At 64.8% G+C, this 14,107-nt stretch carries 8 protein-coding genes; 7 read left to right on the top strand and 1 reads right to left on the bottom strand.

What is annotated here, in order from left to right:
- The first annotated feature begins 125 nt into the window (after window positions 1-125).
- The 7 genes from D3876_RS11670 to D3876_RS11640 all read left to right on the top strand — a co-directional run bounded on the left by D3876_RS11670 (window position 126) and on the right by D3876_RS11640 (window position 13,032).
- Window positions 126-2,519 carry a glycoside hydrolase family 3 N-terminal domain-containing protein gene (locus D3876_RS11670; protein ID WP_119762364.1) on the top strand — a complete coding sequence of 798 codons (2,394 nt, stop codon included), beginning with the start codon at window positions 126-128 and terminating at the stop codon, window positions 2,517-2,519.
- A gap of 61 nt (window positions 2,520-2,580) precedes the next feature.
- Window positions 2,581-4,920, top strand: coding sequence for a glycoside hydrolase family 3 N-terminal domain-containing protein (locus tag D3876_RS11665; RefSeq protein ID WP_420801967.1), 2,340 nt, complete (start codon window positions 2,581-2,583; stop codon window positions 4,918-4,920).
- Window positions 4,921-4,934: 14 nt separating this feature from the next.
- Complete coding sequence (gene manD / locus D3876_RS11660; RefSeq protein ID WP_119762362.1) at window positions 4,935-6,146, top strand: D-mannonate dehydratase ManD; 1,212 nt, start codon at window positions 4,935-4,937, stop codon at window positions 6,144-6,146.
- A gap of 14 nt (window positions 6,147-6,160) precedes the next feature.
- Window positions 6,161-7,495 (top strand): MFS transporter, encoded by a 1,335-nt coding sequence (locus D3876_RS11655; RefSeq protein ID WP_119763763.1) that lies wholly within the window; start codon window positions 6,161-6,163, stop codon window positions 7,493-7,495.
- A complete protein-coding gene (gene uxaC / locus D3876_RS11650) occupies window positions 7,492-8,904 on the top strand; it encodes a glucuronate isomerase (protein ID WP_119762360.1) in 1,413 nt (470 codons plus the stop codon). The genes D3876_RS11655 and uxaC overlap by 4 nt, the downstream gene beginning before the upstream one ends.
- Entirely contained in the window at window positions 8,901-10,361 is a 1,461-nt protein-coding gene (locus D3876_RS11645) for a mannitol dehydrogenase family protein (RefSeq protein WP_119762358.1), read from the top strand. The genes uxaC and D3876_RS11645 overlap by 4 nt, the downstream gene beginning before the upstream one ends.
- Window positions 10,362-10,503: 142 nt before the next feature.
- On the top strand, window positions 10,504-13,032 hold the full coding sequence (locus tag D3876_RS11640) for a glycoside hydrolase family 3 protein (RefSeq protein WP_220475459.1): 2,529 nt from the start codon (window positions 10,504-10,506) through the stop codon (window positions 13,030-13,032).
- A 5-nt stretch (window positions 13,033-13,037) separates the two neighbouring features.
- Here the strand turns inward: D3876_RS11640 and D3876_RS11635 are convergent, their stop codons facing one another.
- Complete coding sequence (locus D3876_RS11635) at window positions 13,038-14,063, bottom strand: SMP-30/gluconolactonase/LRE family protein (RefSeq protein WP_119763761.1); 1,026 nt, start codon at window positions 14,061-14,063, stop codon at window positions 13,038-13,040.
- Window positions 14,064-14,107 lie beyond the last annotated feature (44 nt).

Raw genomic sequence — 14,107 nt, 5'->3', positions numbered from 1 at the left:
GTGCACCTCCCGTCTCGACGGGCATTGACAAGCCCATGAAGAGCATATCATGTTAGCGCTATCAATAGAGAACATCGCAAAGATGTTTTGAAACGGGCGCTCGCCGCCCGGGAGAGGGAGGCTTCATGCGTTTGACCGCGCTCGTTCGTTATCCGGGAATCGCCGCCGCCGCGCTGGCCATCGCATCATTGCCTCTCGGCATAGCACCCGCGGCTGCCCAATCGGGTTCGGCAGCGCCCCTCTACAAGAATGCGCGCGCGCCGGTGGAAGCGCGCGTCGACGACCTGCTCAAACGCATGACGCTCGAAGAGAAGGTCGCGCAACTCCTGGCGGTCTGGCAGGGCAAGCCCGAGGTGCTCGACGCCAATCTCCAGTTCGATCCCGCAAAGATGTCCGCGCGCTATCCGCATGGGCTCGGCCAGTTCACGCGGCCGTCGGATGTGAAGGGCGCCTTCAGCCCGCGGGTTGTCCCGCGGCATACGGCCGAACAATCGGTGAAGATCGCCAATGCGCTCCAGCACTGGGCGATCGAGAAGACGCGGCTTGGGATACCGCTGCTGTTCCATGAGGAGGGGCTACACGGATTTGCCGCGAAAGGCGCCACGAGCTTTCCGCAGGCGATCGGTCTCGCCTCCACCTGGGATCCCGAGCTGATGCGCGAGATCAATGCCGTCATCGCGCGTGAAATTCGCGCGCGCGGCGTGCATCTGGTCCTGTCGCCGGTGGTCGACGTTGCGCGCGATCCACGCTGGGGCCGGATCGAGGAAACCTTTGGCGAAGATCCCTATCTGGCGGGCGAAATGGGCGTGGCCGCGGTCGAGGGATTGCAAGGCAACAGCGACAATCTGGCCCCCGGCAAGGTGTTCGCCACGTTGAAGCACCTGACCGGGCACGGACAGCCCGAAAGCGGCACCAATGTCGGCCCCGCGCAGATTTCCGAGCGCACGCTGCGCGAGAATTTCTTCCCGCCCTTCGAGGAGGTGGTGCGCCGGACGAAGATCAGCGCGGTAATGCCCTCGTACAACGAGATCGACGGCGTTCCCTCCCACGCGAACAAATGGCTGCTGACCGATGTGCTGCGCGGCGAATGGGGCTTCAAGGGCGCGATCATCTCCGACTATTCGGCGATCGACGACCTCATGAACCTGCACAAGGTCGCGGCCAATCTTGAGGATGCGGCGGTGATGTCGCTCAACGCGGGCGTCGATTCCGACATGCCCGACGGGCTCTCCTTCGCGTCACTGGCCAAGGCTGTGCGCGAGGGCCGCGTATCCGAGGCGCGCATCGACGACGCGACGCGCAAGATGCTGACGCTGAAGTTCCGCGCGAGTCTGTTCGAAAACCCCTTTGCCGACATTGATGAGGCCAAGGCGGTCACCAACAACACGGAAGCGCGCGCGCTGGCGCTCAAGGCCGCGCAGCGGGCGATCATCCTCTTGAAGAATGACGGCACGCTGCCGCTCGCCAAGCCGAAGGCGGGGAGCGCGAAGCCAAGGATCGCAGTGATCGGGCCAAGTGCAGCGGTCGCGCGCCTTGGCGGCTATTATGGCGAGCCCCCCGTCAAGATATCAATCCTTGAGGGGATTAAGGCGAAGGTCGGCAAGAATGCCGACATCGTCTTCGCGCAGGGCGTGAAGATCACCGAGAATGACGACTGGTGGGCCGATGAGGTCAAGCTCAGCGACCCCGCGGAAAACCGCCGGCTGATCGCCGAAGCGGTGGAAGCCGCCAAGGGCGTCGACCAGATCATTCTCACCCTGGGCGATACCGAGCAGACAAGCCGCGAAGGCTGGGCCAAGTCGCATCTCGGCGACCGCCCCAGCCTGGATCTTGTCGGCGAGCAACAGGAGCTGTTCGACGCGCTGAAGGCGCTGGGCAAGCCGATCACGGTGATCCTGATCAACGGCCGTCCCGCCTCGACAGTCAAGATCGCCGAACAGGCCAATGCACTGATCGAGGGATGGTATCTCGGCGAACAGGGCGGGAATGCGGTGGCCGACATTTTGTTCGGCGACGTCAATCCGGGCGGCAAGCTGACGCTCACCATCCCGCGCTCGGTCGGCCAGCTTCCCATGTTCTACAATGCCAAGCCGAGCGCGCGCCGCGGCTATCTCTTCGACACGACCGATCCGCTGTTCGCCTTTGGCCACGGCCTCAGCTACACGACCTTCGATATCGGCGCGCCGCAACTGTCGCAGGAGCGGATCGCGCCCAAGGGCACGGTCAACGTCTCGGTTGCGGTCCGCAACACCGGCCAGCGTGTCGGCGATGAGATCGTCCAGCTCTACATCCGCGACAAGGTGAGTTCGGTCACGCGCCCGCTCAAGGAGCTCAAGGGCTTCCAGCGCGTGACGCTGAAACCGGGTGAAAGCCGCACGCTCACCTTCACGCTCGACGAGCGGGCTTTCCGCATGTGGAACGACAAGATGGAACGCGTCGTCGAACCCGGCGAGTTCGATATCATGGTCGGTCCCAATTCGGTCGATCTGAAGACCGTCACGCTGACCGTTGCAGGTTGAGGCGGTGGTGGCGTCTGCTTCCCGTCGCGATGTCCTGAGAACGCTGGGGCTCGTCACCGCGCTGGCCACGGGTACGGTGGCGTTCGGGCCTTTTGCATTCGCGCAGGGCCGTCCGCTTTACAAGGATGCCAAGGCTCCGGTCGCGGCGCGCGTCGAGGATCTGCTCGACCGCATGACGCTCGACGAAAAGGTCGCGCAGATCATCACGTTATGGGCAACCAAGCGCGATATCATGGACGAGCTTGCCTTCAATCCCGCCAAGGCCAGGGCCGCCTATCCCCATGGCTTCGGTCAGGTGGGCCGCCCGTCGGACCGCCGCGGCGCGACGCCGGCCGGGATCGGCCCCGCCGGCGGCACGGGCGCGCGCTGGCGCAGCCCCAAGGACACCGTCGACTTCGTCAATGCGGTCCAGCGCCACGCGGTTACCGAGACTCGTCTCGGCATCCCCGTGCTGTTCCATGAGGAGGCGCTGCACGGCTATATGGCGACCGACGCCACCATGTTCCCGCAGGCGATCGCGCTGGCGAGCAGCTTCGACACCGGCCTGATGCGCGACGTCAGCAGCGTGATCGCGCGCGAGGTGCGTTCGCGCGGCGTGCATCTGGCGCTTTCTCCCGTCGTGGACATCGTGCGCGATCCGCGCTGGGGCCGGATCGAGGAGACCTTCGGCGAGGATCCCTATCTGGTCGCCGAAATGGGCGTGGCGGCGGTCGAAGGGCTGCAAGGCAAGGGGGAGACGCTGGCGCCCGACAAGGTCTTCGCGACGCTGAAGCACATGACCGGACACGGCCAGCCCGAGAGCGGGGTCAATGTCGCCCCCGCGCAACTTTCCGAACGCGATCTGCGCGAAAACTTCTTCCCGCCGTTCGAGCAGATCGTCCGCCGGACGAGCGTCGCGGCGGTCATGCCCTCCTATAACGAGATCGACGGTGTGCCCTCTCACGCCAACAAATGGCTGATCACCGACGTGCTGCGCGGCGAATGGGGCTTTAAGGGCGCGGTGGTCAGCGACTATTTCGCGATCGACGAGCTTTCGACGCTCCACCATGTCGAGCCCGACATCCCCGCCGCTGCGATCCGCGCGCTGCAGGCGGGGGTGGACTCGGACCTCCCCGACGGCGTCGCCTTTCGCACGCTCGCCGACTCGGTGCGTGCGGGCAAGGTCAGCGAGGCCATGATCGACGCGGCGGTGCGCCGCATGCTGACGCTCAAATTCCGCGCGGGCCTGTTCGAACGGCCCTATGCCGATTTCGCGCGTTCGGACGCGATCACGGGCAATGCCGAGGCGCGCGCGCTCGCGCTGAAGGCCGCGCATCGCTCGATGGTGCTACTCAAGAATGACGGGGTGCTTCCACTCGCAGCGGGCGCACACAAGCGCGTCGCCGTGATCGGTCCCAATGCCGCGATCACGCGGCTGGGCGGCTATTCGAGCTTTCCGCGCCAGTCGGTCACCCTGCTCGACGCGATCAAGGCCAAGCTCGCGGGCAAGGCGGAGGTTCTCCACGCGCAGGGCGTCTTCATCACGCAGAGCGAGGACCGTTCGGCCGACGAAGTGCTGCTCGCCGATCCCATCAAAAATCGCCAGCTCATCGCCGAAGCCGTCGCGGTCGCGAAAACCGCCGAGATCGTCATTCTCGCGATTGGCGACACCGAGCAAACGAGCCGCGAGGCGTTCGCCAGGAACCATCTCGGCGATCGCACCAGCCTCGATCTGGTCGGTGAACAGAATGAACTTGCAAGCGCGCTGTTCGCGCTGGGTAAGCCCGTTGTCGTGGTCGCGGTCAACGGGCGCCCGCCTTCCTGGCCCATCGTCGCCGAGCGCGCCAATGCGCTGCTGGAGGCGTGGTATCCCGGCCAGGAAGGCGGGACCGCTATGGCCGATATCCTGTTCGGCCATGTCAATCCCGGCGGCAAGCTGCCCGTCTCGGTGCCGCGCCACGCGGGGCAGATCCCGATCTTCTATAATGCAAAGCCCAGCGCGCGCCGCGGCTATCTGTTCGACACGACCGACCCGCTCTTTCCGTTCGGCCACGGGCTCAGCTACACGCGCTTCGAGTTAAGCGCGCCCCGCCTTTCCGCCACGCGGATGGGCAGGGACGACAGCGTCACTGTGTCGGTCGAGGTCCGCAATGCCGGCGACCGCGCGGGTGACGAGGTCGTCCAGCTCTATGTGCGCGACCGCATCGCCTCGATCACCCGTCCGCTCAAGGAGCTGAAGGGCTTTGAGCGCGTCACGTTGAAGCCGGGAGAGCGGCGAACCGTTCGCTTCACGCTCGGCCCCGACGCCTTCCACATGTGGGACAGCAGTATGAAACGCGTCGTCGAACCCGGCGATTTCGACATCATGGCCGGTCCCAATTCGGTCGATCTCAAGACCACGACGCTCACCATCACCGCTTAACCGGATACCGCAATATGCCAAGGATTACGTCAGCCAAAGTCATCGTCACCTGCCCCGGCCGCAACTTCGTCACCTTGAAGATCGAGACCGACGACGACGTCTACGGTCTTGGCGACGCCACGCTCAACGGGCGCGAGCTTTCGGTCGCAAGCTACCTCACCGATCATGTCATCCCCTGCCTGATCGGCCGCGATGCGCACCGGATCGAGGATATCTGGCAGTATCTCTACAAGGGCGCCTATTGGCGGCGCGGCCCCGTGACGATGTCGGCGATTGCCGCGGTCGACACCGCGCTCTGGGACATCAAGGGCAAGATCGCCGGGCTGCCCGTCTACCAGCTCCTCGGCGGCGCGTGCCGTGACGGGGTGATGGTCTATGGCCATGCCAATGGCAAGACGATCGAGGAAACGGTAGAGAACGCGCTTCACTATCAGCAGCAGGGTTACAAGGCGATCCGGCTTCAGTCGGGCGTGCCCGGTCTCGCATCCACCTATGGCGTTTCGAAGGACCGCTATTTCTACGAACCTGCCGATGCCGACCTGCCCACCGAAAATCTCTGGTCGAGCGAGAAGTATCTCCGCTCGGTGCCGCCACTCTTTGAAAAGGCGCGTGAGGCGTTGGGCTGGGATGTCCATCTGCTCCACGACATCCACCACCGGCTGACCCCGATCGAGGCTGGCCGGCTGGGCAAGGATCTGGAGCCTTACCGCCCCTTCTGGCTGGAGGACGCGACGCCCGCCGAGAACCAGGCCAATTTCCGCCTGATCCGCCAGCACACCACCAGCCCGCTCGCGGTCGGCGAGATCTTCAACTCGATCTGGGACTGCAAGCAGCTCATCGAGGAACAGTTGATCGACTATATCCGCGCGACCGTGGTCCATGCGGGCGGGATCACGCATCTGAGGCGCATCGCGGGCTTCGCCGACCTCTACAATGTCCGCACCGGCTGTCATGGCGCGACCGACCTGTCGCCCATATGCATGGCGGCCGCGCTCCATTTCGATCTCTCGGTCTCCAATTTCGGGGTCCAGGAATATATGCGGCACACGGCCGAAACCGACGCGGTTTTCCCACATGCCTACAGCTTCGCCGACGGTATGATGCATCCCGGCGATGCGCCGGGACTCGGCGTCGAGATCGACGAGGATCTCGCCGCAAAATACGAATACAAGCGCGCCTATCTGCCGGTAAACCGTCTCGAAGACGGCTCGATGTGGCACTGGTGAGCGGAGAGAGCGACATGGCGGCGGCCGCCCGGGAAGCCGGGACGCAGCCGGCGGGCGGCCGCTTTCGCTGGGCGATCTGCGCGCTGCTCTTCTTCGTCATCACGATCAACTATGTCGACCGGCAGGTCATCGGCGTCCTGAAGCCGATCATCGAGGATGACCTGGGTTGGAGCGAGGTCGATTACGGCAACATCGTGACGGCCTTCCAGGCGAGCTACGCGATTGGACTGCTCGTCGTCGGGCGGCTGCTCGACCGCGTGGGGACGCGCCTTGGCCTTGCAATCACGATTTGCCTGTGGAGCCTCGCGGCAGCGCTGCATGGTGCGGCGCACACCGTTCTCCATTTCGTCCTGGCTCGCATTGGCCTCGGTTTTGCCGAGGCGGGCGCCTATCCCGGCGCGGTCAAATCGGTCGCCGAGTGGTTCCCGCGCAAGGAACGCGCATTGGGTGTCGGCATTCTCAATGCGGGCGCCAATGTCGGCGTCCTGATGACGCCCATCGTCGGTCTTTGGGTTGCTGCCATTTATGGCTGGCGCGCGGCCTTCGTGGCGACCGGCGCGCTCGGCTTCGTCCTCCTCTTTGCCTGGCTGAAGCTCTATCGGCCGCCCGAGGAGCATCCGCGCCTGTCGGCCGCCGAGCGCGCCTATATCGAGCAGGATGGCGAGGACGCGGCGGGGCCGAAGCTGACCTGGCGGGAGGCCCTGCGCCATCGTCAGACCTGGGCGTTCGCGGCCGGCAAGTTCTTCACCGATCCCGTCTGGTATCTCTTCCTGTTCTGGCTGCCGGACTTCCTCGCCAAGACGCAGGGCATGGAGCTGTTCCCCAAGGGAGACAGCGGCATTCTCGCCACGATCGGGCCGGCACTGATCGGGGTCTATCTGCTTGCCGATGTCGGCTCGATCGCGGGCGGATGGCTTTCGAGCCATCTCATCAAGCGCGGCTGGGCGGTGAATCCCGCGCGCAAGGTCACGCTGCTGATTGCCGCCTGTTGCGCCTTGCCGCTGCTGTTCGTCGTGGACGCGCCCAATCCCGGCGTTGCCGTGCTGATTATCGGCCTTGCCACCGCGGGGCACCAGGCCTTCTCGTCCAATATTTTCACGCTGATCTCCGACATGTACCCGCGCCGCGCAGTGGCAACGGTCGCGGGCATCGGCGGTGCGGCGGGGTCGATAGGCGGCATCCTGATGGCGCAGGCGACGGGCTGGACGCTGGAGCTCGCGGGCAGCTATGTGCCAATCGTCACCTACGCCGCGTTCGGATATTTGATCGCGCTGACCATCATCCAGGTGCTGGTGCCACGTCTCGAGCGGGCGCCCATGCGCGAAAATGGAGCTCCTACGCCGGCATGACCAGGCTCTATCTGCATCCTGATCGGCTTTTCCCCGCTGACACCGGTACCCGCGACATCGCGCGGCGGCTTTACAATGGCATCAAGGATCTGCCGATCGTCAGCCCGCACGGTCATACCGATCCGGCCTGGTTCGCTTACAACCAGCCCTTCGCCAACCCATCCGAGCTGCTGATCGTCCCCGATCATTATGTCTTCCGCATGCTCTACAGCCAGGGCGTGCCGCTCGAGGCGCTCGGCATCCCGACGATCGATGGCGGCGAAACCGAGCAGGATCCGCGCAAGATCTGGCGGTGTTTCGCGGGGCATTATCATCTGTTCCGCGGAACACCGTCGCGGCTTTGGCTCGACTGGGTGTTCGCCGAGGTATTCGGATTGAAGGTACGCCTCTCATCCGAAACCGCCGATCTATATTACGACACGATCGACGCCGCGCTCGCGACCGACGCTTTTCGCCCGCGCGCGCTGTTCGAGCGCTTCGGCATCGAGGTGATTGCCACGACCGAAAGCCCGCTCGACCCACTCGATCACCACCGCGCAATCCGGGAAAGCGGCTGGAGCGGCCGCGTCGTCACAGCTTACCGCCCCGATCCGGTGATGGACCCCGAGCACGCGGGCTTCCTCGACAATCTCCACCGCTTCTGCGAGGTGGCGCGCGAGGACATATCGACCTTTGCGGGCTATCTTCGCGCGCACGAGAATCGCCGCGCATATTTCCGCGAGGCTGGCGCGACCTCGACCGATCACGGCCATCCCTCGGCCTTCACCGCCGATCTGCCGCGCGCCGAGATCGAGGCGCTCTACGCCAGCGTGCTGGGCGGCCTTGCCTCGCCCTCCGAGGCCGAGCTGTTCCGTGGACACATGCTGATCGAGATGGCGCGGATGAGCCTTGAGGACGGCATGGTCATGCAGATCCATCCCGGCGTTCACCGCAGCCACAATCCCTCGGTGCTGGCGCGCTTCGGGCGCGACAAGGGCGCTGATATTCCGATCCTCACCGGCTATGTCGAGGCCCTGAAACCGCTGCTCGACCGTTTCGGCAACGAGCGAGACCTGACGATCATCCTCTTCACACTGGACGAGACGAGCTACAGCCGCGAACTTGCGCCGCTTGCCGGCCATTATCCCGCGCTCCGTCTCGGCCCGCCCTGGTGGTTTCACGACAGCCCCGAAGGCATGCGCCGATTCCGCGAACAGGCAACCGAGACCGCGGGGTTCTATAACACCGTCGGTTTCAACGACGACACGCGCGCCTTTCTGTCGATCCCTGCGCGTCATGACGTCGCGCGCCGCATGGATTGCGGCTTCCTCGCTAAGCTCGTCGCCGAGCACAGGCTCGAAGAGGACGAGGCGCACGAAGTCGCACACGCCCTGAGCTATTCGCTGGCAAAGCAGGCGTACAAGCTGTGAGCCGCCTCGCGAACAGCACGCTCGATGCGCTTCCCGCCGATGTCGAGCGTCCCGGCTATGACCGCGCATTACTCAAATATGGCGTGGTGCATTTCGGCATCGGCGCTTTTCACCGCGCGCACCAGGCCGTCTATTTCGATGATGCGGCGCGACGGGGCGATATGCGCTGGGGCGTGCGCGGTGTTTCGCTTCGGTCGCCCGACGTGGCCGAGCAGATGAACCCGCAAGACGGACTCTACAGCCTTGTCGTGCGCGACGGCGCGAGCCAGTCGGTTCGCGTGATCGGCGCGGTAGGCGACGTGCTTGTGGCGCCGAACGATCCTGTCGCGGTCATCGAAGCGCTCGCCAGCCCCGACACGCATATCGTCACGCTCACCATCACGGAAAAGGGCTATAAGCTCGATCCCGCAACGGGCGGGCTGATCGAGAGCGACGCCGATCTTGCGGCTGACCTCGCGTCGCTCGCGGTGCCACGCACCGCGCCCGGTTTTCTTGTTGCAGGGCTGGCGCTGAGGCGCGAACGCGGGCTGGACCCGCTCACGATCATTTCGTGCGACAACCTGCCGCATAATGGCCAGCGGTTGCGGGCGGCGGTGCTCGGCGTCACCCGGCGGCATGATCCTGACCTCGCGCGATGGATCGAGACAGCGATCGCCTTTCCGCAGACGATGATCGATCGGATCGTGCCCGCTACCACCGAGGATGAGCGCGTTGCGCTCGCTCAGCGGCTCGGAGACGAGGATCGTGCAATGGTCAAGGCCGAGCCTTTCACGCAATGGGTCATCGAGGACTGGTTCAGTGGTCCCCGCCCCGATTTCGAAGCGCTCGGCGTCCAGCTCACTGCGACAGTCGCGCCCTGGGAGGAAGCGAAGCTGCGGCTGCTCAACGGCGCGCATTCGGGTATCGCCTATCTCGGCGGCCTCGCGGGGATCGCGTTCGTCGATCAGTTCGTCGCCCGCCCTGAAGGTCGCGCCTTTGTCGAGGCGCTGTGGAACGAGGCCGAAACGACGCTTTCGCCACCGCCGGAGCTCGACATTGCCGCATATCGCGAGGCGCTGATGGCGCGCTTCGCCAACCCCGCGCTTCAGCATCGGACGCACCAGATCGCGATGGATGGTTCGCAGAAGCTGCCGCAGCGGCTTCTGGCCCCAATCGCGGCGCGGCTCGAGCGCGGCCAATCGATCGATCGCCTCGCGCTCGCGGTGGCGGCATGGATGCGCTGGCAGGTCGGGCGTGACGATGCGGGCACAGACTTCGCCGTCGACGATCCGCTCGCCGAGGTGACCGCCGGCCGATTGGTTGGCCTCTCCACACCTCGCGATCAGGTCGACGCGCTGCTCTCGATCGAAGCGATCTTTCCGCCCTCGCTGGCCGCCGACGGCCGTCTGCGCGACATTCTATCCATGCATCTGAACAGGCTGTTCGAACGCGGCGCGCTCGCCGCGCTTGTTTTGTAGCGAGACCTCAGCAGCACCCAGGACGAAACCGCGCAATTTCAAGCAATAGATAAGTTGACTCTTCATTGGCAACGTTGTCAAAGATGACGCGTTCGATGATAGCGCCGTCAGCGGCGCGCATCTGCTGGAGAGGAAAAGAACTTTGGCATTCCGAGCCGCGCCCCTCGCCTCTGTCTTCGCCGTGACAGCCGTCCTTGCCGTCGCAACAGTCGCATCGGCAAACGGGCAGACCGGGCCAGCGCCCATAGTTCATCCCGAAATCTGGCCGCGGCCGCATTGGCCCTATCAGCCGGATCCCGCGCTCGAGGCGCGCATTGCGGCGCTACTCGCAATGATGACGCTCGAGGAAAAGGTCGGTCAGGTCGTGCAGGCCGATATTGCCAGCGTCACCCCCGACGACGTTCGGCGTTACCATCTCGGCTCGATCCTTAACGGCGGCAATTCCGCGCCCGGCGGCGACGAGTTCGCGCCCGCCGAAAAATGGCTCGCACTGGCCGACGCGTTCTACGATGCCTCGGTCGACAAGACGGGCGGACGAGCCGCGATACCCATTATCTGGGGCACCGATGCGGTGCATGGACACAGCAACATCGTCGGCGCCACCATATTTCCGCACAATATCGGGCTGGGCGCGGCACGCGATCCCGATCTTCTGGAACGGATCGCGGCCGCAACCGCCGTGGAACTGCGCACAACGGGTATGGAATGGACCTTTGCGCCCACCGTCACCGTCCCGCAGGACGTCCGCTGGGGACGGACCTATGAGGGTTATTCCGAAGACCCAAAGCTCGTGACCAGCTATGTCGGCCGCTTCATAAAGGGGCTGCAGGGAGCACCCGGAAAGGCCCCGATTCTTGGGGGGCCGCATGTGCTTGCCAGCACCAAGCATTTCCTCGCGGACGGCGGCACCTTCGAAGGGCGTGACCAGGGCGATGCCCGGATCAGCGAGGAGGCGCTGCGCGACATCCATGGCGCACCCTATGTCGCCGCCATCGACGCGGGGGTGCAGACCGTGATGGCGAGCTTTTCCAGTTGGAACGGGGAGAAGCTGACCGGGCACAAGGGCCTGCTGACCGACGTCTTGCGAAAGCGCATGGGATTTGGCGGCTTCATCATCAGCGACTGGAATGCGCATGGGCAGGTCGCCGGCTGCACCAATGCCAGTTGCCCTCAGGCGATCAACGCGGGGCTGGACATGTATATGGCCCCCGACAGTTGGAAACCACTATGGAACAGCCTTGTTGCGCAGGTGAAAGACGGCACCGTTTCGACCACGCGCCTTGACAACGCTGTCTCCAATATCCTCCGCGTCAAGATCCGCGCCGGCCTGTTCGAGGCGGGTCGTCCCTCGCAGCGGGCACTGTCAGGGCGCTTCGATCTCCTCGGCAGCGCCGAGCACCGCGCGCTCGCACGCGAAGCGGTGCGCAAATCGCTTGTGCTGCTCAAGAACGAACGCGCGCTGCTACCGCTTGCCCGCAACAAGAAAATTCTCGTCGTCGGAGACGGAGCCGACGATATCGGGCGGCAATCGGGCGGGTGGACGCTGACCTGGCAAGGCACAGGGGTGACCAATGCCCGCTTTCCCAAGGCCACGTCGATCTGGAAGGGTATCAGCGACGCGGTGTCAGCGGGGGGCGGCACCGCAACCCTGTCCGTCGACGGCGGCTATCGCGAAAAGCCCGATGCGGCGATCGTCGTCTTCGGGGAAACGCCCTATGCGGAATTTCAGGGAGACATAAAATCGCTTCGCCTGAAAGGCGACGACCGTGCACTGGGCGCAATGCGCCGCCTGCGCGCCGACGGCATTCCCGTGGTCGCGGTCTTCATATCTGGGCGCCCGCTCTGGATGAACCGCGAGCTCAACGCCTCCAATGCCTTTGTCGCTGCGTGGCTGCCGGGTTCCGAAGGCGGCGGCATCGCCGATATGCTGTTCCGAAAGACGGACGGCGACCCGGCCTATGAGTTTCAGGGCCGGCTCGGCTATACGTGGCCGCGTACAGCCGCTGCGGACGGCACAAGCCTGTTCCCGCTCGGCTATGGACTCAAGACGACCGACAGCGGAACCCTCGTCGCGCTCTCCGAAGATCCCGGTGTGTCCGCCGATCAAGCCGCGACGGGTCTCTATTTCGACAATGGCCTGCCGATCGCCTCCTGGTCCCTCCAGGTGACCGACGGAAAGGCCGACACCACACGGATCACGACCACCCCGGTCACAGCCGCCGGCGGACGCGTGCGCGTGACTGCCGTCAATCATCTGACGCAGGAGGGTGCGCGCCGCTTTGTCTGGAGCGGAGACGGCGCCGCCACGGTCGAACTCGTCACACATGCGCCCGTGGACGTCACGCGCGAAACCAATGGCGATGTGATGCTGCTCATCACCATGCGCATCGACGGCATGCCCACGAAGGACGTCATGCTGGGCGCACGGTGCGGCAACGATTGCGGAGGCACCGCGTCCTTGCGCTTCGCGGACACGATCAAGCCCGGACAATGGCGCACCGCGGGCATTCCCCTCAAATGCTTCGCGCGCGGGGGCGCTGACATGGCGCGGCTGGACGCACCGTTTCGCCTGACGACGGCTGGCCGGATGGATTTGAGCATTTCGCGGGTCGCGCTCGGCACGGTCGCCGATGACGTCTTGCCCTGTGGCACCGCAGCGCCAGCACCTTGAGGCGATCAGCGCCCGCGACCGCGCTTCAGGCGGATCCGCGCGAGCATGTCGCTTGATGTCAGGAATAGCGAGCGACCGTCCTCGCCAAAGGCGCAATTTGCGATCGGCTTGCCGGTCATGACGATACCGAGCAATTGCCCCTCGCGCGAACAGACATGCAGCCCCCCGGGACCCGTAGCAAAGACATTGCCCGCAGGATCGCATTTGATGCCGTCGGGAAGGCCTGGCCATCCCATTTTCAGCTCGGACCGCATGTCGCGGAACCGGCGCATGCCCGTAGGAAAGCCGCGCGCGTCGAGCGAATAGGCAAGCACCTCCGGGCGTTTTTCTTCGGACAACGCGAGATACAGCGTGCGCTCATCGGGTGACAGCGCGACGCCATTGGGCCGCCGATGACTGCCGTCGAGAAGCGCGAGCGATCCGTCGGGTGCGAGGCGATAGAGGCCGTTGAAGGACAATTCGCGCAAAGGTGACTCGTCTCCATTGTCGAGCCCATAGGGCGGATCGGTGAAATAGATCGCGTCCGAACGCGCGATGGCGAGATCGTTGGGGCTGTTGAAACGCTTACCCTCATAGCGATCGACAAGAATCATCTTCCGGCGCGTCGCGAGATCAATCGTGGCGATCGCGCGCGTGCCGCTATCGGCCAGGACCAGCCGACCGGCGCCGTCGATGGCAAGGCCGTTGGACCCGGCTTCGCGAACGCCGGGCGGGATCGCGCCCGCCAAACCCGAGGGCGTCAGGAAAGGCTGGACGCCTCGCCCCGACGACCAGCGATAAGCGACATTGGCGGGCACGTCAGAGAACAGCAGATAACCGCCGCGCTCGACCCAAACCGGGCCTTCCGCCCAGCGATAGCCTTCCGACAGAATCTCGATGGGCTGAGACGGGTCAATAATGGCGTCGAGTCGCGCGTCCATGCGCTTGATGCCGCCGACATGCTGCGGCTTTTTGGCGAGAGCGGGGCCGGCCAGCGCGCATGCTGCAAGGCCGCCGAGCAACTGACGACGCGACCGTATCAACGGGCTCATGCGACAATGGTCCTTGTGCTGAGCGAGGCGGAAGGCGCGCGGCT

Origin of the sequence: Sphingomonas cavernae (assembly GCF_003590775.1) — a bacterium.
In the GTDB taxonomy this organism is placed as follows: domain Bacteria; phylum Pseudomonadota; class Alphaproteobacteria; order Sphingomonadales; family Sphingomonadaceae; genus Sphingobium_A; species Sphingobium_A cavernae.
The sequence above is the reverse complement of the archived record's forward strand: the minus strand, read 5'-3'. Positions and strand labels throughout refer to the sequence as shown.

Coding starts and splice junctions, on each gene's coding strand:
- D3876_RS11670 (WP_119762364.1), top strand. CDS start 126: ATGCGTTTGACCGCGCTCGTTCGTTATCCGGGAATCGCCGCCGCCGCG.
- manD (WP_119762362.1), top strand. CDS start 4,935: ATGCCAAGGATTACGTCAGCCAAAGTCATCGTCACCTGCCCCGGCCGC.
- D3876_RS11655 (WP_119763763.1), top strand. CDS start 6,161: ATGGCGGCGGCCGCCCGGGAAGCCGGGACGCAGCCGGCGGGCGGCCGC.
- uxaC (WP_119762360.1), top strand. CDS start 7,492: ATGACCAGGCTCTATCTGCATCCTGATCGGCTTTTCCCCGCTGACACC.
- D3876_RS11635 (WP_119763761.1), bottom strand. CDS start 14,063: ATGAGCCCGTTGATACGGTCGCGTCGTCAGTTGCTCGGCGGCCTTGCA.